The organism is Actinotalea caeni (assembly GCF_009733795.1).
GTDB lineage: Bacteria > Actinomycetota > Actinomycetes > Actinomycetales > Beutenbergiaceae > Pseudactinotalea > Pseudactinotalea caeni.
Map to the genome: position 1 here is coordinate 1 of NZ_WNXX01000031.1, position 22,680 is coordinate 22,680.

General features: G+C 74.5%; 22 protein-coding genes. 13 read left to right on the top strand and 9 right to left on the bottom strand.

Going from position 1 to position 22,680, the window contains the following annotated elements; translation table 11 throughout:
* Nucleotides 1-1,010 (top strand): LCP family protein (locus tag GPA02_RS17160; protein ID WP_240134117.1); only part of this gene is annotated, 1,010 nt, incomplete at its 5' end.
* Between the two features lie 7 nt (nt 1,011-1,017).
* Here GPA02_RS17160 and GPA02_RS17165 read toward each other — a convergent pair.
* The 3 genes from GPA02_RS17165 to GPA02_RS17175 are packed head-to-tail and all read right to left on the bottom strand — an operon-like array spanning nt 1,018 to nt 3,160.
* On the bottom strand, nt 1,018-1,437 hold the full coding sequence (locus GPA02_RS17165; RefSeq protein ID WP_156201666.1) for a CoA-binding protein: 420 nt from the start codon (nt 1,435-1,437) through the stop codon (nt 1,018-1,020).
* 22 nt (nt 1,438-1,459) lie between these two features.
* Nucleotides 1,460-1,999 carry a 5-(carboxyamino)imidazole ribonucleotide mutase gene (gene purE / locus GPA02_RS17170; protein WP_156201667.1) on the bottom strand — a complete coding sequence of 180 codons (540 nt, stop codon included), beginning with the start codon at nt 1,997-1,999 and terminating at the stop codon, nt 1,460-1,462.
* Between the two features lie 12 nt (nt 2,000-2,011).
* Entirely contained in the window at nt 2,012-3,160 is a 1,149-nt protein-coding gene (locus GPA02_RS17175) for a 5-(carboxyamino)imidazole ribonucleotide synthase (RefSeq protein WP_275689735.1), read from the bottom strand.
* Nucleotides 3,161-3,257: 97 nt separating this feature from the next.
* Between GPA02_RS17175 and GPA02_RS17180 the strand changes: the two genes are divergently transcribed.
* Both GPA02_RS17180 and GPA02_RS17185 read left to right on the top strand, forming a co-directional pair.
* The gene (locus tag GPA02_RS17180) at nt 3,258-3,887 is read left to right on the top strand and encodes a GtrA family protein (RefSeq protein ID WP_240134118.1); all 630 of its coding nucleotides are present in this window, start codon (nt 3,258-3,260) and stop codon (nt 3,885-3,887) included.
* Between the two features lie 60 nt (nt 3,888-3,947).
* Entirely contained in the window at nt 3,948-4,643 is a 696-nt protein-coding gene (locus tag GPA02_RS17185; protein WP_156201669.1) for an alpha/beta fold hydrolase, read from the top strand.
* Nucleotides 4,644-4,646: 3 nt separating this feature from the next.
* Here GPA02_RS17185 and GPA02_RS17190 read toward each other — a convergent pair whose 3' ends face one another.
* From GPA02_RS17190 to GPA02_RS17205, 4 genes are read right to left on the bottom strand one after another with little or no spacing between them, the layout of a single operon-like run.
* The gene (locus tag GPA02_RS17190; protein WP_338027537.1) at nt 4,647-5,939 is read right to left on the bottom strand and encodes an ATP-binding protein; all 1,293 of its coding nucleotides are present in this window, start codon (nt 5,937-5,939) and stop codon (nt 4,647-4,649) included.
* 37 nt (nt 5,940-5,976) lie between these two features.
* Nucleotides 5,977-6,660: a response regulator transcription factor gene (locus tag GPA02_RS17195; RefSeq protein WP_156201671.1), complete on the bottom strand. Its 684-nt coding sequence runs from the start codon at nt 6,658-6,660 to the stop codon at nt 5,977-5,979.
* 37 nt (nt 6,661-6,697) lie between these two features.
* Nucleotides 6,698-7,744, bottom strand: coding sequence for an adenylate/guanylate cyclase domain-containing protein (locus GPA02_RS17200; RefSeq protein WP_156201672.1), 1,047 nt, complete (start codon nt 7,742-7,744; stop codon nt 6,698-6,700).
* Between the two features lie 13 nt (nt 7,745-7,757).
* Entirely contained in the window at nt 7,758-8,525 is a 768-nt protein-coding gene (locus GPA02_RS17205) for a biotin--[acetyl-CoA-carboxylase] ligase (RefSeq protein ID WP_156201673.1), read from the bottom strand.
* A 50-nt stretch (nt 8,526-8,575) separates the two neighbouring features.
* Here GPA02_RS17205 and GPA02_RS17210 point away from each other — a divergent pair, with 50 nt between their 5' ends.
* A complete protein-coding gene (locus tag GPA02_RS17210; RefSeq protein WP_240134119.1) occupies nt 8,576-10,150 on the top strand; it encodes an acyl-CoA carboxylase subunit beta in 1,575 nt (524 codons plus the stop codon).
* The gene (locus tag GPA02_RS17215; protein WP_156201675.1) at nt 10,147-10,413 is read left to right on the top strand and encodes an acyl-CoA carboxylase subunit epsilon; all 267 of its coding nucleotides are present in this window, start codon (nt 10,147-10,149) and stop codon (nt 10,411-10,413) included. Before GPA02_RS17210 ends, GPA02_RS17215 begins: the two co-directional genes overlap by 4 nt.
* A 202-nt stretch (nt 10,414-10,615) precedes the next feature.
* On the opposite strand, the gene GPA02_RS17220 is transcribed toward GPA02_RS17215, so the two are convergent.
* Nucleotides 10,616-12,535, bottom strand: coding sequence for an AfsR/SARP family transcriptional regulator (locus GPA02_RS17220; protein ID WP_156201676.1), 1,920 nt, complete (start codon nt 12,533-12,535; stop codon nt 10,616-10,618).
* Between the two features lie 125 nt (nt 12,536-12,660).
* Between GPA02_RS17220 and GPA02_RS17225 the strand changes: the two genes are divergently transcribed.
* Nucleotides 12,661-14,346, top strand: a complete 1,686-nt coding sequence (locus tag GPA02_RS17225) for a DUF885 domain-containing protein (RefSeq protein WP_240134120.1) — start codon at nt 12,661-12,663, stop codon at nt 14,344-14,346.
* A gap of 117 nt (nt 14,347-14,463) precedes the next feature.
* Nucleotides 14,464-15,633 carry a nucleotide sugar dehydrogenase gene (locus tag GPA02_RS17230; protein WP_240134121.1) on the top strand — a complete coding sequence of 390 codons (1,170 nt, stop codon included), beginning with the start codon at nt 14,464-14,466 and terminating at the stop codon, nt 15,631-15,633.
* A gap of 9 nt (nt 15,634-15,642) precedes the next feature.
* Here the strand turns inward: GPA02_RS17230 and GPA02_RS17235 are convergent, their stop codons facing one another.
* Nucleotides 15,643-16,029 carry a DUF4342 domain-containing protein gene (locus GPA02_RS17235; protein ID WP_156201678.1) on the bottom strand — a complete coding sequence of 129 codons (387 nt, stop codon included), beginning with the start codon at nt 16,027-16,029 and terminating at the stop codon, nt 15,643-15,645.
* A 174-nt stretch (nt 16,030-16,203) separates the two neighbouring features.
* On the opposite strand from GPA02_RS17235, the gene GPA02_RS17240 reads away from it, so the two are divergent.
* The 6 genes from GPA02_RS17240 (at nt 16,204) to dapD (ending at nt 22,676) form a co-directional block, all read left to right on the top strand.
* On the top strand, nt 16,204-16,638 hold the full coding sequence (locus GPA02_RS17240) for a nitroreductase family deazaflavin-dependent oxidoreductase (protein ID WP_156201679.1): 435 nt from the start codon (nt 16,204-16,206) through the stop codon (nt 16,636-16,638).
* Nucleotides 16,638-17,267 carry a Maf family protein gene (locus GPA02_RS17245; RefSeq protein WP_204986666.1) on the top strand — a complete coding sequence of 210 codons (630 nt, stop codon included), beginning with the start codon at nt 16,638-16,640 and terminating at the stop codon, nt 17,265-17,267. Before GPA02_RS17240 ends, GPA02_RS17245 begins: the two co-directional genes overlap by 1 nt.
* A 234-nt stretch (nt 17,268-17,501) precedes the next feature.
* Nucleotides 17,502-19,316: an acetyl/propionyl/methylcrotonyl-CoA carboxylase subunit alpha gene (locus tag GPA02_RS17250; protein ID WP_156201681.1), complete on the top strand. Its 1,815-nt coding sequence runs from the start codon at nt 17,502-17,504 to the stop codon at nt 19,314-19,316.
* Between the two features lie 43 nt (nt 19,317-19,359).
* Nucleotides 19,360-20,733: a serine hydrolase domain-containing protein gene (locus GPA02_RS17255; RefSeq protein WP_156201682.1), complete on the top strand. Its 1,374-nt coding sequence runs from the start codon at nt 19,360-19,362 to the stop codon at nt 20,731-20,733.
* A 49-nt stretch (nt 20,734-20,782) separates the two neighbouring features.
* Nucleotides 20,783-21,646 carry an NUDIX domain-containing protein gene (locus GPA02_RS17260; RefSeq protein ID WP_156201683.1) on the top strand — a complete coding sequence of 288 codons (864 nt, stop codon included), beginning with the start codon at nt 20,783-20,785 and terminating at the stop codon, nt 21,644-21,646.
* 58 nt (nt 21,647-21,704) lie between these two features.
* Complete coding sequence (dapD, locus tag GPA02_RS17265; RefSeq protein ID WP_156201684.1) at nt 21,705-22,676, top strand: 2,3,4,5-tetrahydropyridine-2,6-dicarboxylate N-succinyltransferase; 972 nt, start codon at nt 21,705-21,707, stop codon at nt 22,674-22,676.
* The last annotated feature ends 4 nt before the right edge of the window (nt 22,677-22,680 follow it).

Sequence of the window (22,680 nt, forward strand, 5' to 3'; positions counted from 1 at the left end):
GCCCGCCGGACGCCCCGCCCGCGCGGCCGGCCAGGACCGGGACCGGGACCGCGCCGAAGCCGCGCCGCCGGCGTCGCGGCCGCGTCGTCGCCGCCGTGATCGCGCTGCTGCTGGTGCTCGTGCTCGCCTGGCCGGTGGGCCTGCTGATCTGGGCCAACGGCAAGATGAACCACGTCGACGCGGTCTCCGGAGGGCTGAGCACCCCCGGCACGACCTACCTGCTGGCCGGGACGGACTCCCGCGCCGACGGCGTGCTGCAGGGCGACGACACCGAGGGCTCCCGCACCGACACGATCATGCTGCTGACGGTGCCGCGCTCGGGCCGGACCTCGCTGATCTCGCTCCCGCGCGACACCTACGTCGACATCCCGGGCCACGGCCCGAACAAGCTCAACGCCTCGTTCGTCTTCGGCGGCCCCCCGCTGCTCGTCGAGACCGTCGAGGCGCTGACGGGCATCGGCGTCGACCACTACGTCGAGATCGGCATGGGTGGTGTGGCCGGGCTGGTCGACGCCGTCGGCGGCGTCGAGCTCTGCCTCGACTACGTGGTCGACGACAAGGACAGCGGGCTGGTGTGGGACGAGCCGGGCTGCCGGCTCGCCGACGGCGCGACCGCGCTCGCCTTCGCCCGCATGCGCAAGGCCGACCCGCTCGGCGACATCGGCAGGACGCAGCGCCAGCAGCAGGTCATCCAGGCGGTCACCGGCGCGGTCGCCGACCCCTCGATCGTGACGAAGCCGGGCGAGCAGGTCCGGGTCGCGGAGGCCGGGCTCGGCGCGCTGACGTTCGGCAACGGCACGAACATCCTCGACCTCGGTCGGCTCGCGCTCGCGTTCCGCGACGCCACGGGCTCGGGTGGGGTGCGCGGTACCCCGCCGATCGCGAACCTCGACTACCGGCCCGGCGGCGTGGGCTCGACCGTGCTGCTCGACGAGGCGCTGGCCCCGGCGTTCTTCGAGTCCGTGGTGGACGGCACCATCACCCCGGAGGACGCCGACCCGAACGGCTGACTCCGGGTCAGCCGAGCAGCCGCGGCCCCTCGATGGCGGGGCAGCGGTCCATGACGACGTCGAGACCCGCCGCGAGCGCGCGCTGCGCCGCCGCCTCGTCGACGACGCCCAGCTGCAGCCACACGGCTCGCGCGCCGCGCTCGATCGCCTGGTCGACGACGGCACCCGCGAGCTCGGACCGGACGAACACGTCGACGACGTCGACGCGGGTGTCCGCCGGCACGTCCGCGAGGCTGGCGTAACCGGTCGCGCCGTGGACCGTCTCGGCAGCGGGGTGCACCGGCACGATCGTCTTGCCGATGCTCTGCAGGTAGCGCGCCACCCGGTAGGCGGCGCGCGCGGTGTTGGTGCTCAGGCCCACGACCGCCCAGGTGCCGGGCTCGCGGACCAGCCGCTCGATGACGGCGGGGGCGTTGATCTCGCTCATCGATCCTTCCCTACCGAAGGCCTCACCCGGCGCTGAAGCCGGGCCGCTGCGCACGCTGGGCACGCAGCCGCGCCCCCTTCTCGAGGACGCTCTGGCGCAGGTCGGCCTGGAAGACGCTCATCGCCTCCCGCAGCCGGGCCCCGAGCTCGTCGCCTCCGGCCGCGAGCACGCGCACCGCGAGCAGCCCGGCGTTGCGCGCGCCGCCCACGCTCACGGTCGCGACCGGGACGCCGGCCGGCATCTGCACGATCGACAGCAGCGAGTCCATGCCGTCGAGGTGGCGCAGCGGCACCGGGACGCCGATGACCGGCAGCGGCGTCACCGAGGCGAGCATGCCGGGCAGGTGCGCCGCGCCGCCCGCGCCGGCCACGATCACCCGCAGCCCGCGACCGGCCGCGTCGCGCCCGTAGCCGATCATGTCCTCGGGCATCCTGTGCGCGCTGACGACGTCGACCTCGTACGGCACGTCGAACTCGGCGAGCGCCTGCGCGGCGGCCTCCATCACGGGCCAGTCGGAGTCGGACCCCATCACCACGCCGACCAGCGGCTGCGCGTCCGTCATGCTGCGATCCTCTCAGGCCAGGGGGTCGGGTGCGTCGGGCGCCGGCGCCGTCTCGGGGTCGCCGCGCAGCACCGCGACGGCGGCGCGCGCCCGCTCGCGGCAGGTGTCCAGGTCCGCGCCGGTCACGGTCACGTGCCCCAGCTTGCGGCCCGGGCGCACCGCCTTGCCGTACAGGTGCACCTTCGCCTCCGGGAAGCGCGCCATCAGCTCCGAGTAGGCGGTGCTCGGGTCCGCGTGCGCCGAGCCGAGCAGGTTGACCATCACCGCGTACGGCGCGGTGGGGCTGGTGTCGCCCAGCGGCAGGTCGAGGACGGCGCGCAGGTGCTGCTCGAACTGGCTGGTCACGTGGCCGTCGATCGTCACGTGACCGGAGTTGTGCGGCCGCATCGCGAGCTCGTTGACGCTCACGCCCTCGGCCGTGGCGAACATCTCGACGGCGAGCACACCGGTGACACCGAGGCCCTCGGCGACCGTGCGGGCGACCTCCTCCGCCTGCTGCGCGAGCCGCGGGTCGAGCCCGGGCGCCGGGGCGAGGACCTCGGCGCACACGCCGTCGCGCTGGATCGTCTCGACGACCGGCCAGGAGCGCATCTCGCCCGAGGGCCGGCGGGCCACCAGCGCCGCGAGCTCGCGCTCGAACGGCACCTTCTCCTCGGCGAGCAGCGGTCCGTCCGCCAGCCAGTCCGCGACCTCGGCGGGGTCGTGGACGACGCGCACGCCCTTGCCGTCGTAGCCGCCCGTGGGGGTCTTGACGACCACCGGGCGGCCGACCTCGTCGGCGAACGCGGCGAGCTCCGCCGTCGTGCTCACCCGGGCCCAGCGCGGGCACGGCACGCCGAGCTCGCCGAGCCTCGCGCGCATGTGCAGCTTGTCCTGGGCGCAGGCCAGCGCGTCCGCGCCGGGCTGCACGCTCACGCCCGCGGCGGCCAGCGCGCGCAGGTGGTCGCCGGGCACGTGCTCGTGCTCGAACGTCAGCACGTCGGCGCCCTCGACGAGGGCCCGCAACGTGCCCAGGTCCCTGGGGCTGCCGACCGGGCTGTCGGGGAGCACCTGGGCCGCGGCGCCGTCGGCGGCCTCGACCAGCGCTCGGAGCCGGATCTGCAGAGCCGCGGCGGGCTCGGCCATCATGCGGGCCAGCTGCCCGCCCCCCACGACTGCCACGACGGGACCCACGGGCGGCAAGCCTAGGGCACCACGGACGTGCCGGTCGTCGCCCGCGTGCGCCGTCCCGCGGGGAGGCACGTGTCATCCTGTCGCGGTGGAACGGCTGAGGCACTGGCTGCTGGTGCGGCACCGCAGCAACTGGTTCCAGCTGTTCCGGTTCGCGCTCGTGGGTGGCACCGGCGTGCTCGTCAACCTGCTGGTCGTGGTCGTCTGCAACCAGCTGGGCCCGGACCCGGAGTCGGTCGCGGTGGACCTGCCGCGCACCGCGTACAACGTGCGCTGGTACCACGTGTTCTCGACGGTGGCGTTCGTCGTCGCCAACCTGTGGAACTTCCAGCTCAACCGCTGGTGGACGTTCAAGAGCGCGCGTCACGCCGGCTGGTGGCGCGAGTACCCGCCGTTCCTGGTCGTCGGGCTGGCGGCGCAGGCCGTCGGCCTGCTCGTGCTGACGCTGCTCATGCACCCGGACTCCGCGCTCAGCCTGCCCACCTCCGTGCTCGACGACTCCTCGGCGCTGCGCACCAAGGTCTACTGGGCGCAGCTGATCTCGGTCGTGCTCGTCACGCCGCTGTCGTTCGTGCTCAACAAGATCTGGACGTTCCGCCGGGTGCGCACCCGCGACGGCCGCACGCTGGGCGAGGCCGCGCACCTGGACGCCGACGCCCCCGACGAGGCTGACGCGACGGCGGAGCAGCCGACGCGCCCCGACCGCTCGCCCGCCTGAGCGCCGGTGCTGCACCGCGGACCGCCGCGGGGTGTCGGTGGTCGGTGCGAGGCTGGTCCCATGACGACACAGATCATGCTGGTCCCTGGTTTCTGGCTCGGCGCGTGGGCGTGGGACGAGGTCGTCCCGCTGCTGCGCGCCAAGGGGTTCGACGTGACTTCGCTGACGCTGCCGGGCCTCGACGGCTCGGGCGCCGACGTCGGGCCCGGCGAGCAGGCGGACGCGATCGCCGCGGCGCTCGACCGCGACGCCGACCGCCGCGTGCTGGTCGTGCACAGCGGTGCCGCCGTGCCCGGCACCGTCGTGCTCGACCGCCACCCGGATCTCGTCGACCACGTGGTGTTCGTGGACGCCGCACCGGTCGTCGACGGCTTCGCGATGAACGCCGAGCTCGACACGCCGACGCTGCCGATCGAGGCGGCGTGGGACGAGGAGTACGAGGGCGGCAGCATGCGCGACCTCACCGAGGAGCAGCTCGCCACGTTCCGCAGCCGGGCGGTGCCGCAGCCGGGTCGGACGGTCACCGAACCGGTGCGGCTCACCGACCCGCGCCGGCTGGCGGTGCCGGGCACCGTCGTGTGCACCGTGTTCTCCTCCGACGACTACCGCAGCTACGCCGAGCAGGGTGTGCCGTTCCTCGCCGGGCTGCGCGACCACACCGCGCTGCGCCTCGTCGACCTGCCGACCGGGCACTGGCCGATGTGGTCGCGGCCGGCCGAGCTGGCCGACCTGATCGCCGAGGCGGCCGCCGGCTGAGCCTCAGCGCCGGCGGCGGCGCCGCCCGACGACGACCATCGACCCGGGCGGCAGCACCGCGCTCGGGTCCAGGCCCTTGGGCACGGCCGCCAGGAAGATCGCGAAGACCGCCGGCCGGCGCTGCGCGAGCTCGAGGCGGCCGCCGTCGGCCGCGACGAGGTCGCGCGCGAGACCGAGCCCGAGCCCGGTCCCCTTCCCGGAGGTGACGTGGCGCTCGAAGATGCGCGGCGCGAGCTCGTCGGAGACGCCCTGGCCCTCGTCGGCGACCTCGATGACGACGCCGCTGTCGGAGCCGGACTTCGAGGGGCGCACCCGCACGCTCGTGGTGCCGTCGCCGTACTTCAGCGAGTTCTCCAGCAGGGTCGACAGCGCCTGGGTGAGCGCGCCCGGGGTCGCGAGCACCTTGACGCCCTCGGCGTCGCCGAACTCCAGCGGTCGGCCCGCGCGCCGGAACGTCGGACCCCACTCGCGCTGCTGCTGCTCGAAGATCTCGGCGAGCTCCAGCGGCTCGGTGGTGCCGCCGTCGGTGCGGCGGGCCGCCGCCAGCAGGTCGTCGACGACGCCGACGAGCCGCTCGACCTGCTCGAGCGAGACCCGCGCCTCCTCGGCGATGTGCGGGTCCTCCGCCGTCATCTCGATCTCCTCGAGCCGCATCGACAGCGCGGTCAGCGGGGTGCGCAGCTGGTGGCTGGCGTTGGCGGCGAACTCGCGCTCCGACGCCATCCGCGCGGCCATCCGCTCACCCGAGCGGACCAGCTCGTTCGCGACCAGGTCGATCTCCTCGACCCCGGAGGGCAGCACCGTCAGCTTGGTCTTGCCGGCGCCGAGCTGCTCGGCGCTCGCAGCGAGGTAGATCAGCGGGGCCGCGAGGCGGCGCGCCTGTCGGCCGGCCACCAGGGCGCCCACGGCGAACGCCACCAGGCACGCGACCACGACGAGGATGACGACCTGGGCGCCGCGCCAGAACAGCGTCTCCGACGGCACCTCGACGACCACGAGCCCGCCCGAGGGCGTGTTCTGACGGAACCGATAGGTGTTGCCCTCGATCTCGTCACCCGCGGCAACGACGCCGCCGTCGGGCGTGAGCACCGTGATCCGCATCGGCATGTCGGGCGACTCGTCGACCCAGCGGTCGAGGTAGTCGGCGTCGATGTCGAGGTCGAACGTCAGCCGGGTCTCGACGGCCCGCGCGAGGCTCTCGGTGCGCAGCCGCAGGTCGGAGGTGACCGACTCCCGCACCAGCACGGCCCCGAAGATGGCCATCGGCACGCCCAGCAGGAGGACCGCGACGGTCACCGCCGCGATCGTCGCGGTGAGGACCCGGCGTCGCAGCTCAGCGCTCCCCGGTCTCGAACCTGAAGCCCATGCCGCGCACGGTCGAGATGTAGCGCGGCGAGTTGGCGTCGTCGCCCAGCTTGCGACGCAGCCAGGAGACGTGCATGTCGAGGGTCTTCGTGGACCCGCTCGGGTCGGACGCCCACACCTCGCGCATCAACGACTCGCGCGACACGACCGCGCCGGCCTCGCGGACCAGCACGCGCAGCAGCTCGAACTCCTTCGCGGTGAGCGACAGCTCCCGCTCCCCCTGGAACGCGCGGTGCGCGGCGACGTCGACACGGACGTCCTGCGCCACCAGCTCGCCGTCGTCCTCGTGGTCGCTGCCCGCGCGCCGCAGCAGCGCCCGCACCCGGGCGAGCAGCTCGGCGAGCCGGAACGGCTTGGTCACGTAGTCGTCGGCACCCGCGTCGAGACCGACGACGAGGTCCACCTCGTCCGCGCGCGCTGTGAGCACGAGGATCGGTGTCGTCATGCCCTGGTTGCGCACCCACCGGGCGACGTCGAGGCCGTCCATGTCGGGCAGCCCCAGGTCGAGCACGAGCAGGTCGGCGGTGGACGCCTGGTCGATCGCGCTCCCGCCGGTACCGTGCACGGAGACGTCGTAACCCTCACGCGTCAGCGCACGAGCCAGCGGCTCGGCAATGGCAGGGTCATCCTCTGCTAATAGGACTCGGGTCACTCGGCCATGCTAATGCCATGAGCCGCCACCGCAGGCGTCATCGGGTCGGTGCGACCGCCTCCGCGTCGGGCAGCGCGCGCGCGAGCCGCACCGGCCGGATCACGCCGAGCCCCTGCACCGCGACCGGGCGCTCGGGCGTGAGCCGCACCGCCAGGTCGCGGGCCTCCAGCAGCGCCGCGCTGACGTCGTCGAGCACCACCGCGCCGGGCGGCGCGACGTCGCCGAGGCGCGACGCGAGGTTGACGCTCGGGCCGAAGACGTCGCCGGACCGCGAGAGCACCCTCCCCCACACCAGCGACCCCCGGACCTCGAACCCGCGCGTGCCCATGACCTCGAGCAGCGCGAGCGACACCTCCGCGCCGGTGCGCAGGTCGTCGGCGACGTAGAGCACCGCGTCGCCGATCGTCTTGACCACCCGGGCGCCGTAGCCGGCGATCGTGTCGCGTGCGGCGCTCTCGAAGCCCTGCACCAGCTCGGCGAGCTCGCCCGGGCTCATCCGCGCGCTGCGCTCGGTGAACGAGATCATGTCGAGGAACCCGATGGCGCGCTCGAGCGGCAGCTGGTCGGCGTCGGGCACCGGCGGCGCGTGCGCGAGCGCGACGTCGCGGTCGATGCGACCGAGCAGGGCGACGAGCTGGCGTCGCCACGTGTGCACGAGCTGCTGCTCGAGCACCGGCGCGAGCCTGGCGACCCGGTCGAGCACGAGCAGCCGGGCCGAGGTGTCGTCGAGCGCGTAGCGCTGCACGGCGTCCTCGACGAGGGCCTCGACCTGCCACAGGGCGAGCCGGTCGGCGCTGTGCCCCTGCGCCCGGACGAGGGACTGCGCCGCCGCCATGCCGAGCGTGCCGTCCTCGAACAGCTCGACGAGCTGCCGCAGCAGCGCGACGTCGTCGTCGGTGAAGTGCGGGACGTCGTCGGGCACGTCGGCGAACCCGAGCGAGCGCCAGAAGCCGCGCACGACCTCGGTGCTCAGCCCCGTGCGCTCGGCGACCTCGGGGGTCGTCAGGTCCGGCTCGCCGCGCAGCATGCGGCGGGCGAAGGTCCGGTACGTCGACCCACCGTCGGCATCTGCACGCTCACCCACCACGTCAGCGAAACTACCGCCCTTCCGGCGCGGTCCGCAGATGCTCGACGTCGCCCGCCGTCACGGCGGTGCGCCCGCCGTCGGCGTCCTCGACGACCAGCGCGCCGACCTCGTCGAGGCCGACGGCGGTGCCGCCCGCCTCCCGCCCGCCGGGCAGCTGCACCCGCACGCGGGCGCCGATCGTGACGCAGCGCTGTGCGACGACCTCGCGCCAGCCGTCCGGGTCGCTCGCCAGCAGCGTGCTCAGCCGGGCGCGGACGGCGTCGAGCAGGTCCTCGGCGGGGACGCGGCAGCCGTGCGCGGCGAGCGTCGTCGCCCACGCGACCGGGGGCTCGCCGTCGAGGTTGAGACCGAGGCCGACGACGACCCCGCGCCCGCCCGGGAGCACCTCGGCGAGGATGCCGCCCGCCTTGCGACGGCGGCCCCAGCCCGGCGCCTCGCTGCGCGCCGGCAGCACGACGTCGTTGGGCCACTTCAGTGCCGCGGGCGCGCCGGCGGCGGCGAGCGCGTCGACGACCGCGACACCGGTGAGCAGCGGCAGCCAGGGCCACCGCTGCACCGGCAGCGCCGGGCGCAGCACGAGGCTGACGGTCAGCGCCGCGAGCCGGTCGGTCTCCCACGTGCGCCCCGCCCGGCCGCGGCCGCTGGTCTGCCGCAGGGCGCGGATCCCGGACAGGTGCGGCCAGCGCTGCTCGTCGACCGCGGCGGCCAGCAGGTCCTGCTGCGTCGAGCCGGTCTCCTCGACCGTCACCACGGCGGGGAGCGGGTGCTGGGTGGCCATGCGGCCACACTGCCACGCCAGGCGCGGTCACGCCCTCTACGCTGCTGGGCGTGACGAACTCGACCGCCGACAAGCTCGCCGACCTCCACCGACGCGTCGCCGAGGGCCCGGAGGCCCTCGCGCGGGCCGCCTCGGAGAAGCAGGCCAAGCGCGGCAAGAAGTCCGCCCGTGAGCGCATCGACGCGCTGCTCGACGAGGGCTCGTTCGTCGAGCTCGACGCGTTCGCCACGCACCGCTCGACGAACTTCGGTCTCGACAAGCGCAAGGTGCCCGGTGACGGCGTCGTCGTCGGGTACGGCACGATCGACGGCCACCAGGTCTGCATCTACAGCCAGGACTTCACGGTCTTCGGCGGCTCGCTCGGCGAGGTGCACGGGCAGAAGATCACCAAGGTCATGGACCTCGCGCTGCGCACCGGCGTCCCGCTCATCGGCATCTCCGACGGCGGCGGCGCGCGCATCCAGGAGGGCGTGGCGGCGCTGACCCAGTTCGCCGAGATCTTCCGGCGCAACGTCGCCGCCTCGGGCGTCATCCCCCAGATCTCGTTGATCCTCGGCCCGTCGGCCGGCGGCGCGGTGTACTCGCCGGCGCTGACCGACTTCATCGTCATGGCCGACCAGACGTCGAACATGTTCATCACGGGCCCGGACGTCATCCGGGCGGTCACCGGCGAGGACGTCGGGTTCGAGGAGCTCGGCGGCGGCCGCACGCACAACGAGCGCTCCGGCGTCGCGCACTACCTCGCCGCCGACGAGGAGGACGCGTTCGACTACGTGAGGGCGCTGCTGCACTACCTGCCGAGCAACAACCTCACCGACCCGGAGACGTTCCCGGTCGAGGCCGAGCTGGAGCCCGAGGAGGGCGACCTGGCGCTCGACACGCTGGTCCCAGACTCCGACAGCCAGCCCTACGACATGCACACGCTGATCGAGACCGTGCTCGACGACGGCGAGTTCCTCGAGGTGCAGGCGCTCTACGCGCGCAACGTCATCGTCGGCTTCGGCCACGTCGAGGGGCACCCGGTGGGCATCGTCGCGAACCAGCCGCAGACGATGGCCGGCACGCTCGACATCAACGCCGCCGAGAAGGCCGCGCGGTTCGTGCGCACGTGCGACGCCTTCAACATCCCGGTGCTGACGTTCGTCGACGTGCCGGGCTTCCTGCCCGGCACCGACCAGGAGTGGAACGGCATCATCCGCCGCGGCGCGAAGCTGATCTACGCCTACGCCGAGGCGACCGTCCCGCTCATCACGGTGATCACCCGCAAGGCCTACGGCGGCGCCTACATCGTCATGGGCTCCAAGCAGCTGGGCGCCGACCTCAACCTCGCGTGGCCGACGGCGCAGATCGCGGTCATGGGCGCCTCCGGTGCGGTCAACATCCTGCAGCGCGGGGCCCTCAAGGCGGTGGCCGAGGCCGGCGGCGACGTCGAGGCCGAGCGGGCGCGGCTGATCGCCGACTACGAGGAGGCGATCGTCAACCCGTGGGACGCCGCCCAGCGTGGCTACGTCGACGCCGTCATCGCGCCGTCCGAGACCCGCGCCCAGATCGTGCGAGGGCTGCGTGCGCTGCGCACCAAGCGCGCGCAGCTGCCGGCCAAGAAGCACGGGAACATCCCGCTGTGAGCACGACGAACGGCGACGACGAGGCGGCCCTCGGCGAGCACGGCGACATCACCGGGCTCGTGCGGGTCGTCCGCGGCGAGGTCGACGAGGAGGAGCTCGCCGCCCTGGTGGCGGGCATCGTCGCCGCCCGGCTCGCCTCCTCCGGCGAGGAGGTCGACGACGGCTCCCGGACCTCGGTGTGGGGCGACCCCCGCCGCCGCTGGGGCGTGCCGCCGCGGCCGAGCCGCGCCGCCTGGCGCTGGAGCACCCACCAGGCCTGGTGAGGCTCGCCGACTCGCCGGCGACGGCGGTCGAGGTAGCAGGTGCGGACGCGACGCGCTCCCTGCGTGGCATCCGTGACGTCGCGGTCACCTCGGTACGCCGTCGGAGCGTTCTGCGGTGCATTCGTGACCCAGGTGGTCGGTCGTGCACGGCTCGGTGCGTGACGCGTGCGCTCGCGGCGGCGGCCGCGTCGACGGACCCGGTTCAGCCGGTGGGCATCGGCTCGACGGTGCCGCCGAGCTCGCGCACCCGCTGGCTGTACTCGGCGTAGTAGCGGGCCGCCTCGCTCTGGCGGCCGACGGCACCGAGCGCGCGCACGAGCGCGAGCTGGGCACCGCTGTCGGTCGGGTCCTCGTGGACGAGGCCCACCAGCCACGGGACGGCGCGCTCGGGGCAGCCGGTCCAGTGCGCCGCGAGCGTGCGCCGGACCTCGCGCGACAGCCGCGCCAGCTCCTCACGGGTCTCCTCCGCCCAGCCCGCCTCGACGTCGTCGAGGAAGCGGCCCGTGTGCAGCGCCGCGGCCCGCTCGAGCAGCGCGGGTGCGCGCGGCGAGGAGTCGGCCGCGCACGCGAGCGCGAGCTCGGCGTCGGTACGGAAGTCGACGGCGTCGAGCGCGACCGTGCGCGGCCGCAGCGCCAGCGCGTCGCCCTCGTGCCGGACGTAGTGGTCGTCGGCGTGCGAGGCCGTCGGGTCGAGCGCGGCCCGCAGGTCCTCGAGGGCGGCGAGCACGCCGGCGCGGTTGGTGCCGAGCGCCTCGGCCGCCGACGAGACCGTGACGCCGGCCCCGAGCTGGGCCGCGAGCAGCTGCAGCAGCGCGCGTGCCTCGGGCGAGCGCCACTCGGTGTCGCCGACGTGGCGTCCCTGCCGGGTGACGCTGAACGCGCCCAGGGTGTGCAGCTCGACCTCGGCCTTCGGCGGGGTGCCGAGCACGAGCAGCGGGCCCGCCACCCGATCGGTGTCGTCGTGGACGCCGAGCGAGCGCAGCCGCGCCCGTGCCGCGCGCTCGGCGCACAGGTCGCCGGTCTGCCGCGCCAGCACGATGTCGCTCGTCGTGCGGCGCACGACGTCGCCGTTCTCCAGCCAGATCATCTGCGCCTCGGTGAGGCGGCCGTCGCGGCGGTCCGGGTTGACGGCGAGGCTGAGCAGCTCGAGCGCCTCGGCCATGCCGCCGCTGTCCTGCCGTCGGCCCGCCTCCCGCTCCGCCTCGCGGCCGTGCGCGACGGCGACGTTGTGCTGCCTGCGCGCCAGAGCCACCCAGCCGGCGGCCAGGTACACCGCGACCGGCGCGATCTTCACCGGGTGGTCGAGCGCCCGGTCGAGCGCCTCGTCGCACTCCTGCGGGTCGTCGACGACGGTCGCGCGGGCGAGGCCCGCGAGCGCCGGGACCAGGGAGTGCGGGTCGGCGCCGTCCTCGCTGAGCCGGATCACCTCGCGGTATGCGGAGGCGGCCTGGCTGGCGTTGCCGAGCGCGAGATGGGTGTCCCCGATGCCGAGCAGCGCGGTCCGCAGCTGCGGAGCCCCGGCGTCGAGCCACCGGTGCCGCGCCTGCTCGAACTGCTCGAGCGCCTCGTCGAGCCGGCCGAGGCCCAGCAGCGCGCGGCCGAGGTTCTCGTGCGCGAGCGCCTCCATGAGCGGTTGCGGGTGCTCGTCGAGCAGCGTGAACGCGCGCTCCAGCTGGGTGATCGCCTGCTGGTAGCTGCCCATCCCGGTCAGCCGGTCGCTGACGTTGATGAACACCCTTACCTGCGTGACGACGTCCTGCGCACGGGTGGCGTGCCGGGACGCGCGGGCGTAGGCGAACCCCTCGGCGTGCGGGTCGCCGTCGAGCGTAGCGAGCAGCGCCTGGGCGGTCCATGCCCAGCCGAGCGCCTCGTCGTCGCCGGTCCGCTCCGCGTGCGCCATCGCTAGCGCGGCGCGCGAGCGGCACGTCTCCAGGTCGCCCTGCGCCCACGACGTCGAGGCCGCGGCGGCGTAGAAGAGCGCGAGCTCGGTCTCCTCGACGTCGTCGAGGACCGCCGAGTCGTAGACCGCGGCGGCCTCCGCGGTCTCCCCGCGCAGGTGGAGCCCGAAGCCCACGCGTCGGGCGTCGGCGGCCGGGAGGTGGGTGTGCTGCGGCGAGGACATCGCGGGCTCTCTTGCTCGTGGTGGGCACCGTCGGGCGCTGACGCGCCTGACACAGCGTCATGTCCCATTCTGGCCCCGCCCGGCCCCGGACGGGCCACGGCACGCAGGCGTATAAGGTCGCAGGGGTGACCACGACTGCACGCGAGACCACCGCCGTCGACCGCGTCGCCGACGCCTACGTCGACGAGGTCGTCCGGCTGAGCCCGATCACCGCCACCGATCTCGGCTTCGGCGGCCACGACGGCGAGCTGGACGACTACTCCCCCGACGGGCTGGCTGCGCAGGCCGACGCGGCCCGCGCCACCCTGGACGCTCTCGCCGGCACCGAGCCGGTCGACGACGTCGACCGCGTCACGATCGCCGCGATGCAGGAGCGCCTGGGGCTGCTGCTGGAGCTGTTCGAGGCCGGTGAGCTGCACGGCGACCTCAACGTCATCTCCTCGCCGCTGCAGGCCGTGCGCGAGGTGTTCGACCTCATGCCGACCGCCACCGAGGACGACTGGGCCACGATCGCCGACCGCATGCACGCCGTGCCGGCCGCGCTGCAGGGCTACGCCGTCTCGCTGCGGCACGCCGCCGAGCGCGGCAGGGTCGCCGCGCGCCGCCAGGTGGACCGCTGCATCGAGCAGGCCGAGGACCTCGCGGGCGACGGCTCGTTCTGGCGCACGTTCGCCGAGAGCGCGCGTCCCGGCGGCCAGGAGCCCTCCGGTGCGCTGGCCGACCGGCTCGCCGAGGGTGCCGCGCGCGCCCGCGCCGCCTACGCCGAGCTCGCCGACGTGCTCCGCGAGCTCGCGCCCCAGGCACCCGAGGCCGACGGTGTCGGCCGCGAGCGGTACGCGCTCTGGTCGCGCTACTTCCTGGGGGCGAAGGTCGACCTCGACGAGACCTACGAGTGGGGTCTCGAGGAGCTCGCGCGCATCGTCGCCGAGCAGCACGAGGTCGCCGAGCAGATCGGCGGTCCCGGCACCACCCCGGAGCGGGCGATGGAGCTGCTCGACGCCGACCCCGCGCGCCAGATCCACGGCACCGACGCGCTGCGCGCCTGGATGCAGCAGACCTCCGACGCCGCCGTCGAGGCGCTGGCGGGCACGCAGTTCGACATCCCGGAGCCGGTGCGACGCCTGGAGTGCATGATCGCGCCGACCACCTCGGGCGGCATCTACTACACCGGACCGAACGCCGACTTCTCGCGGCCTGGCCGCATGTGGTGGGCGGTGCCCGAGGGCGTGACCGAGTTCGGCACCTGGCGCGAGACGACGACCGTCTACCACGAGGGCGTCCCGGGCCACCACCTGCAGGTCGCCCAGACGGTCTACCGCTCCGGGCTGCTCAACACGTGGCGTCGCCTCCTCAGCTGGGTGAGCGGGCACGGCGAGGGCTGGGCGCTCTACGCGGAGCGGCTGATGGCCGACCTCGGCTTCCTCGACGACCCGGGCGACCGGATGGGCATGCTCGACGGGCAGCGGATGCGCGCCGCACGCGTCGTCCTCGACATCGGCGTCCACCTCGGCAAGGAGTGCCCGCCCGAGTGGGGCGGCGGCACCTGGGACGCCGAGAAGGCCTGGGGCTTCCTGTCCGCGAACGCGAACATGGCCGAGGGCTTCCTGCGCTTCGAGCTCGACCGCTACCTCGGCTGGCCGGGCCAGGCGCCGTCCTACAAGGTGGGCCAGCGGCTGTGGGAGCAGCTGCGCGACGAGACCCGCGCCCGCGAGGGCGAGGCGTTCGACCTCAAGGCGTTCCACCGCCGCGCGCTCGACGTCGGCTCGATCGGCCTCGATACGCTGCGGGACGCGCTGCTCGGCCCGCGCTGACCCCGCCCGCGCAGCGCCCGGGGACGGTCGAGCGCTGCGGTCACGGAGGCACGCGTTCTCGTCCGCCCTCGTCGTGACCTCACGACCACCCCGTCCGGATGGAGGACAATCGCTCCCGTGACCACGATCTCCGTCGCCGGGCTCGGCTACGTCGGGCTGTCCATCGCGATCCTGCTCGCACGCCACAACGACGTCCGGGGGCTCGACCTCGACGAGGCCCGGGTGGCGCGGCTGCGCCGCGGCGAGAGCCCGATCGTCGACGACGACATCTCACGCTTCCTGCGCGAGGAGCCGCTGCGGCTGACCTTCACGACCGACGCCGAGGAGGCGCACCGCGACGCCGACTACGTCGTCATCGCGACGCCCACCAACTACGACCCGGTGACCAACGCCTTCGACACCTCCTCGGTCGAGGCGGTCATCCGCGACGTCATGCGGATCAACCCGGACGCGACGATGGTCGTGAAGTCGACGGTGCCGGTCGGGTTCGTCACGGACGTGCGGGCGCGGCTGGGCACGGAGAACGTCATCTTCTCGCCGGAGTTCCTGCGCGAGGGCAAGGCGCTGCTCGACAACCTGCACCCCTCGCGCATCGTCGTCGGCGAGGACTCCCCGCGGGCCCGCCGGTTCGCCGACCTGCTGGTCGAGGGCGCCGACGCCGAGGACATCCCGGTGCTGCTCACCGAGCCGACCGAGGCCGAGGCGATCAAGCTGTTCGCCAACACCTACCTCGCGATGCGGGTCGCCTACTTCAACGAGCTCGACTCGTTCGCGATGGCGCACGGCCTCAACACCCGGTCGATCATCGACGGCGTCGGGCTGGACCCCCGGATCGGCACCCACTACAACAACCCGTCGTTCGGCTACGGCGGCTACTGCCTGCCTAAGGACACCAAGCAGCTGCTGGCGAACTACACCGACGTGCCGCAGACCCTCATCAGCGCGATCGTCGAGGCCAACGCCACCCGCAAGGACGTCGTCGCCTTCGACATCCTGGCCCGGAAGCCACGGGTCGTCGGCGTGCACCGACTGATCATGAAGGCCGGCTCCGACAACTTCCGCGAGTCGTCGGTGCAGGGGATCATGAAGCGGATCAAGGCCAAGGGCGTGCCGGTGATCGTGTACGAGCCGGAGCTGCCGGACGACGACTTCTTCGGCTCGCCCGTGGTGCGCGACCTCGAGGAGTTCAAGAGCAGCGTCGACCTCATCGTCGCCAACCGGATGGTCGACGAGCTGCGCGACGTGGCCGACAAGGTCTACACGCGCGACCTGTTCGGCTCGGACTGAGCCGCCGGCTCAGGACCCCAGCGGGTAGGCGGGCGGCTCGCCGTCCTCGGTCGCGGCCTCGTCGGACGCCTCGTGCGCGGTGTCCTCGGCGGTGTCGTCGGCGCTCGGTGACGCGGCCTGCGGGTCGCCGCGACGCTCGACGCCGACCGTCACCTGCGTGAGCAGTGCGGCCAGCGCGCCGACGGCGACGAGCGCGGGCGCCACGGCCGCCGTGATCGCGGTGATCGCCACGCCCGCCGTGAGCGGGATCTCGAGGATCGTGCCGCCGTCGCTGCCCTTGATGAACACGCGGCGCACGTTGCCCTCGCGGACGAGCTGCTTCACCTTCTCGAGCAGCTCGGAGCCCGAGACCGTGAACTCCTCGTACCAGGTCCTGCCGTCGTCCTGCTGGCTCATCGGTGCCTCCTCCGGCGCGCGTGCGCGACCCTGTCGCGGCGGGGACGCGCGCAGCTCCTAGCGTGCACGAGCGCGCCGCCGATGGCGAGGGGTCCGGACGGGCACGACTGCCCTCGCCCGGCCGACCACGGCGCGCGGCTGCGAGCGCCGCCCCGGCCCCCGTAGGCTCGCGGCGTGACAGACGAACGCACGTTCCGCCCACCGGCCAGCGGCTGGGTCCGTGACCAGCTGGCGAGGATCGACGAGACCGGCGACACGCGCAGCGTCGAGGTCCAGGGCCGCCCGGTCGTCGTCGTCGAGGTGCTGGGTGCGCGCTCCGGGCTGTGGCGCCGGGTGCCGCTCATGCGCGTCGAGCACGACGGCGTCTACGTCGCCGTCGCCAGCAAGGGCGGCGCGCCTTCGCACCCCGCCTGGTTCCACAGCATCACGGCCAACCCCGACGTCGTCGTCCAGGACGGCACCGAGCGCCACGAGCGCCGCGCGCGCGTGGCGACCGGCGACGAGCGTGCGCAATGGTGGGCCTGCTGCGTCGAGGCGTTCCCGCCGTACCGGGGCTACCAGGAGAAGGCCGGCCGCGAGATCCCGGTCGTGCTGCTCGAGCCCCGCTGATGCGGCTGCTGCTGGCCTCCGCCTCGCCCGCACGCGCCGAGACGCTGCGGCGCGCGGGCATCGACCCGCTCGTCGCGGTCTCCGACGTCGACGAGGACGCGCTGGTGCGCGACGCACAGCTGGAGCGCGGCCCGCTGTCGGTCGAGGAGGTCGTCGAGCTGCTCGCGCGCGCCAAGGCCGAGGCGGTGCTGCGCACCGCGGCGGCCCGGGACGCCGACCTCGTCGTCGGGTGCGACTCGCTGCTCGACCTCGACGGCGAGGCGATGGGCAAGCCCGGCACCGCCGACCGGGCGCGACGACGCTGGTTGCGGATGCGCGGCCGCGAGGCGGTGCTGCGCACCGGGCACTGGGTCCGCATGCGCGACGGCCGCGCACGCGGCGCCGTCTCGGCCACGACGGTCCGCTTCGCCGACGTCGGCGAGGACGAGATCGATGCCTACGTCGCGACCGGCGAGCCGCTCCGGCTGGCGGGAGCGTTCACGATCGACGGGCTGGGCGCCGCGTTCGTCGCGGGCGTGGACGGCGACCCGCACGGCGTGGTGGGGATCAGCCTGCCGCTGCTGCGCACCGTGCTGGCCGATCTCGGGGTGGCCTGGCCGTCGCTGTGGTCGCCCGCGGCCCGGGCTTGACCCGGCCATTGTGCGCCAGCGACTAATCCGGCAGGTCGACGCCGCACTCCCTACGGGTGCGTTTGTGGAGAACCTACAACCGCCGTCGTCGCCGGTTGCCCTCCCTCACAGACTTGCCCCCACACCGGCCCCGGTGCGCGTCCGCGGTCCCGGGCGGTACTAGCGTGGGCCGACGGACCTTCACGGCGACCGGCGACCGGTTCGCACCCACCTCGAGACCCCCGGAGCGGTTGCATGACGAGCACGATCCCTGCGGCCCGGCCGTTGCGGAAGGTGCTCATCGCCAACCGGGGGGAGATCGCGGTCCGAGTCGCGCGCGCCTGCCGCGACGCGGGCATCGCCTCGGTGGGCGTCTACGCCGACCCCGACCGTACCGCGCTCCACGTCGGGCTCGTCGACGAGGCCTACGCGCTCGGCGGCACCCGTGCGGCCGAGACCTACCTCGACGCGGCCAAGATCCTCGACGTCGCGCGACGCTCCGGCGCCGACGCGGTGCACCCGGGGTACGGGTTCCTGTCCGAGAACGCGGAGTTCGCGCAGGCGGTCATCGACGCCGGCCTGACCTGGGTCGGCCCGCCGCCCGCCGCGATCGAGGCGCTGGGCGACAAGGTCAGCGCGCGGCACATCGCGCAGCGCGCCGGCGCCCCGCTGGTGGCCGGCACCCCCGAGCCGGTGGCCGACGCCGCCGAGGTCGAGGCGTTCGCCGCCGAGCACGGGCTGCCGATCGCGATCAAGGCCGCGTTCGGCGGCGGCGGGCGCGGCCTCAAGGTCGCCCGCACCGCCGAGGAGATCCCGGAGATGTTCGCCTCCGCCGTGCGCGAGGCGACCGCCGCCTTCGGCCGTGGCGAGTGCTTCGTCGAGCGGTTCCTCGACCGGCCCCGGCACGTCGAGACCCAGTGCCTCGCCGACGACCACGGCACGGTCGTCGTCGTCTCCACGCGCGACTGCACGCTGCAGCGCCGCCACCAGAAGCTCGTCGAGGAGGCGCCCGCGCCGTTCCTCACCCCGGAGCAGGACGCCGAGCTGCGACGCGCCTCGATCGCGATCCTCAGCGAGGCGGGCTACCGCGGCGCGGGCACCTGCGAGTTCCTGCTCGGCTCCGACGGCACGATCTCCTTCCTCGAGGTCAACACCCGCCTGCAGGTCGAGCACCCCGTCACCGAGGAGATCGCCGGCATCGACCTCGTCCGCGAGCAGCTGCGCATCGCCGCGGGCGAGCCGCTCGGCTACTCCGAGGTCACGACGCGCGGCCACTCGATCGAGTTCCGCATCAACGGCGAGGACCCGGCCGCCAACTTCCTGCCCGCACCCGGGACGATCGAGTCACTGCGCTGGCCCAGTGGCCCGGGCGTGCGCGTCGACTCCGGCGTCGTCGCGGGCGACGTCGTCTCGGGCGCGTTCGACTCGATGCTCGCCAAGATCGTCGTCACCGGCGCGACCCGCACCGAGGCGCTGCAGCGCGCCCGCCGCGCGCTGGCCGAGGCGGAGGTCTCCGGCATGCCCACGGTGCTGCCGTTCCACCGGGCCGTGCTCGACGACCCGGCGTTCGCCGCGCAGGACGCGGAGTCGTTCGGCGTCTACACGACCTGGATCGAGTCGGAGCTCGCGACCCGCGGCGACCTCGCCGCAGCCCCGCGCAGCGCGGCGGCCACCACGACCCCGCCGGAGGAGGAGGGGCTGGAGCGCGTCGTCGTCGAGGTGGGCGGCAAGCGCCTCGAGGTCGTCCTCCCGGCCGGGCTGGGCCTCGGGCGGCGCCGGCCCGCGAAGCGACCCGTCCGCCGCCCGTCCCAGCGGCTCGGCGCGAACGGCAGCGGCGGCAACGCGCTGGCCTCCCCGATGCAGGGCACGATCGTCAAGGTCGCGGTCGCCGAGGGCGACGTCATCGCCGAGGGCGATCTCGTCGTCGTCCTCGAGGCGATGAAGATGGAGCAGCCGCTCGTCGCGCACCGCGCGGGCCGCGTGCACGGCCTCTCCGCGGAGGTCGGGCAGACCGTCAGCTCGGGCACCGTCATCTGCCAGATCGACCAGGTCGAGGACGGCTCCGCCTGAGCAGCCGGCGCGCGCGCCCGGGCGTCGGCGCTAGGGTCGGCGCGTGGCACTGCCGATGACGAACCCCGACGACGTGGGCGTGGACTCCCGCGGCATCCTCGACCTGCTCGACGCCGCGTCCCACCTCGAGCTGCACAGCCTTGCGATCGCGCGCGACGGGCAGTGCCTGGCACGCGGCTGGTGGGCGCCCTACCGGGCCGACCGCCGGCACCTGCTGTACTCGGTGTCGAAGAGCCTGACGGCGACGACGGTCGGTGCGCTCGTCGCCGACGGTGTGCTCGGCCTCGACGACCCGGTGCTGCAGCACCTCCCCCCGGCGGCGCTCGCCGGCGCGGGCGACATCCCGGACGTCTGGCGGCAGCTGACGGTGCGGCACTGCCTGACGATGACCGTGGGCCACACGGCCGAGGCGTGGCCGCCCGCGCCCGCCGAGGAGCTGATCCACACGATCCTGGCCAACCCGCCGAGCGAGCCGCCGGGCACGACGTTCTGCTACAACCAGGTCGGCGTCTACCTGGTCGCCCGCGCCGTCGAGCGGCTGACCGGGGCCTCGTTGGCCGACGTCGCCCGCGAGCGCGTGCTCGCGCCGCTCGGGGTCACCGACCTCGAGTGGGAGACCGACGGCGCCGGCCACGCCCTCGGGTTCACGGGCGCGCGGATGCGCACCGACGACCTCCTGACGCTCGTGCAGCTGTGGCTCGAGGGCGGCCGGCACGACGGCACCGTCGTCGTGCCGCAGGAGTGGGTCGAGGAGGCGAGCACGCCGTTCCTGCCGGTGCCGCCCGACGACAGCTCCGACTGGGCGCAGGGCTACGGCCAGTCCTTCTGGCGCAGCCGGCACGGCTACCGCGCCGACGGCGCGTTCGGCCAGCTCGGGCTCGTGCTGCCCGAGCAGCGCATGGCCGTCGCGCTCACCGGCGAGAACGACGACATCCAGGAGCTGCTCGACCTGGTGTGGCAGCACCTGCTGCCCGCGGTCGACCGCGCGGGCTCGGCCGAGGCCGACGCCGCCCTGGCCGAGCGGCTGGCGGGGCTGACGATCCCGCCGCTGCGCGGCTCCGCCGGGCCCGACGAGCACCGCACCTGGCCCGTGGACCCCTCCTCCGACCTGGCACCGATCTACACGAGCGTCCGCGTCGACGCCGACGGCAGCTCGCTGACCCTGGTGCGCGACGGCGTCGATCTGACGATCCCGGTGGGCGACGGCGTCTGGGCGGACCACGCCCTCGAGGTCGACGGCCGCCGGCTGGCACTGGCGACGAGCGGCGGCTGGACGGACGACGGGTACGCGGCCGAGGTGCGGGTCGTCGAGACACCGCACTCCTTCCGGGTCACCACCGGCCCGGGAGGCGCGGTGCTCCGCTGGCGACGCGCGCCGCTGCGCACGACCGACCCGGTGGCGTGCGGCCTCCCGTGACCCGGTCGCCGTCGGCGCCCGCGGTGGTCCTCACCGGCGCGGGTGCCGCGTGACCGGCCGGGCCGCGGCCGACGCCGGCGACGGCTGGGTCGAGTGCCGCTGCGGCGCACGGCACTGGGGCCGGCTCGGCGCCGCCGGGCTGCTGCTCACCGACGGCGAGCGGGTGGTGCTGCAGCACCGGGCACCCTGGAGCCACCAGGGCGACACCTGGGGGCTGCCCGGCGGCGCGCTGCACGCGGGCGAGGACGCGGTCGCCGGAGCGCTGCGCGAGGCCGCCGAGGAGGCGGGTGTGGCCCCGGCCGGCGTCCGTGTCATGGCGACCCGGGTGCTGCGGCACCCGGACTGGAGCTACACGACCGTCCTCGCAGGGACCTCCCCCGACGCCTCCGTCGCCGCCACCGACGCCGAGAGCCTCGAGATCGTCTGGGTGCCCCTCGACGAGGTGGCCGACCGGCCGCTGCTGCCGGCGTTCGGCGACGCGTGGCCCGAGCTGCGGGCGATGATCACGGCCCACCCCGCCGTCGTCGTCGACGCCGCCAACGTCGTCGGCAGCCGGCCGGACGGCTGGTGGCGCGACCGCCGCGGCGCGACCGCACGGCTGCTCGCCGGCCTCGACGGCCTCGCCGCGCGCGGGGTGCCCGCCGACCTGCTGGGCCTCGCCGGCGAGTCCTGGCGACCCACCTGGCACGTCGTCACCGAGGGCGCCGCACGCGGCACGACGGGGACCGACGCCGTCGAGGTGGTCGAGGCGCCCGGCGCGGGCGACGACACGATCGTCGCGACCACCGACCGGCTGGTCGCCGCGGGCGCCGACCCGGTGCACGTCGTCACCGCGGACCGGGCCCTCGCGGCACGCGTCGCCGCGCTGGGCGCCGCGACCCTGCGACCCTCGGCGCTGCTGCGGCTGCTCTGAGGTCTCAGGCGCTGGGAGGGCCGCGAACCGCCCAGGTCGCTCGCGTAGGCTGCGCGCCATGGCCGAGACCACCTCCGAACGCCGTGCCTGGGGCGTCGGCCTGGCGACGCTGACGCCGAGCGGCACGGTCCTGGACACCTGGTACCCGAGGCTCGGGCTGGGGACCGCGCCCGCCGACCTGCGCGGCCCCTACGGGACGCCCGCCGAGCTGGCCGCGCTGGCCACCGAGTCGCCCGCGCGCCGCACCCGGTCCGTCGTCGTCCACACCGAGATCGACCTGGACACCCCGCCCGCGGACGCGCACGACGCGTACCTGCGGCTGCACCTGCTCTCGCACCGGCTGGTGCGCCCCAACACGATCTCCCTCGACGGGATCTTCGGGGTGCTCTCCACCGTCGTGTGGACGTCGGAGGGCCCGTGCGCACCCGAGGACTTCGAGCAGGTGCGGCTGGCGCTGCTCGGCACCACCCGGGGCCGGCCGGTGACCGTGCACGGCGTCGACAAGTTCCCGCGCATGACCGACTACGTCGTGCCGACCGGCGTGCGCATCGCCGACGCCGACCGCGTGCGACTGGGCGCTCACCTGGCCGCGGGCACGACGGTCATGCACGAGGGCTTCGTCAACTACAACGCCGGCACCCTGGGCGAGTCGATGGTCGAGGGACGGATCAGCCAGGGGGTCGTCGTCGACGCGGGCAGCGACATCGGCGGCGGCGCCTCGATCATGGGCACGCTCTCGGGCGGCGGCACGCACCGGATCTCGATCGGGCGGCGGTGCCTGCTCGGCGCGAACTCGGGCCTGGGCATCTCGCTGGGCGACGACTGCGTCGTCGAGGCCGGCCTGTACGTGACGGCGGGCACGAAGGTGACGATCCGCACCAGCGACCAGCCGCACCCGCGGATCGTGAGCGCGCGCGAGCTGAGCGGGATGGACAACCTGCTGTTCCGGCGCAACTCGACCACCGGTGTGGTCGAGGCGCTCGAGCGCAGCGGTTCCGGGGTGACGCTCAACGCGTCGCTGCACACCTAGGTCG

Coding starts and splice junctions, on each gene's coding strand:
- GPA02_RS17165 (WP_156201666.1), bottom strand. CDS start 1,437: ATGAGCGAGATCAACGCCCCCGCCGTCATCGAGCGGCTGGTCCGCGAG.
- purE (WP_156201667.1), bottom strand. CDS start 1,999: ATGACGGACGCGCAGCCGCTGGTCGGCGTGGTGATGGGGTCCGACTCC.
- GPA02_RS17185 (WP_156201669.1), top strand. CDS start 3,948: ATGACGACACAGATCATGCTGGTCCCTGGTTTCTGGCTCGGCGCGTGG.
- GPA02_RS17205 (WP_156201673.1), bottom strand. CDS start 8,525: ATGGCCACCCAGCACCCGCTCCCCGCCGTGGTGACGGTCGAGGAGACC.
- GPA02_RS17220 (WP_156201676.1), bottom strand. CDS start 12,535: ATGTCCTCGCCGCAGCACACCCACCTCCCGGCCGCCGACGCCCGACGC.
- GPA02_RS17235 (WP_156201678.1), bottom strand. CDS start 16,029: ATGAGCCAGCAGGACGACGGCAGGACCTGGTACGAGGAGTTCACGGTC.
- GPA02_RS17245 (WP_204986666.1), top strand. CDS start 16,638: ATGCGGCTGCTGCTGGCCTCCGCCTCGCCCGCACGCGCCGAGACGCTG.
- GPA02_RS17250 (WP_156201681.1), top strand. CDS start 17,502: ATGACGAGCACGATCCCTGCGGCCCGGCCGTTGCGGAAGGTGCTCATC.
- dapD (WP_156201684.1), top strand. CDS start 21,705: ATGGCCGAGACCACCTCCGAACGCCGTGCCTGGGGCGTCGGCCTGGCG.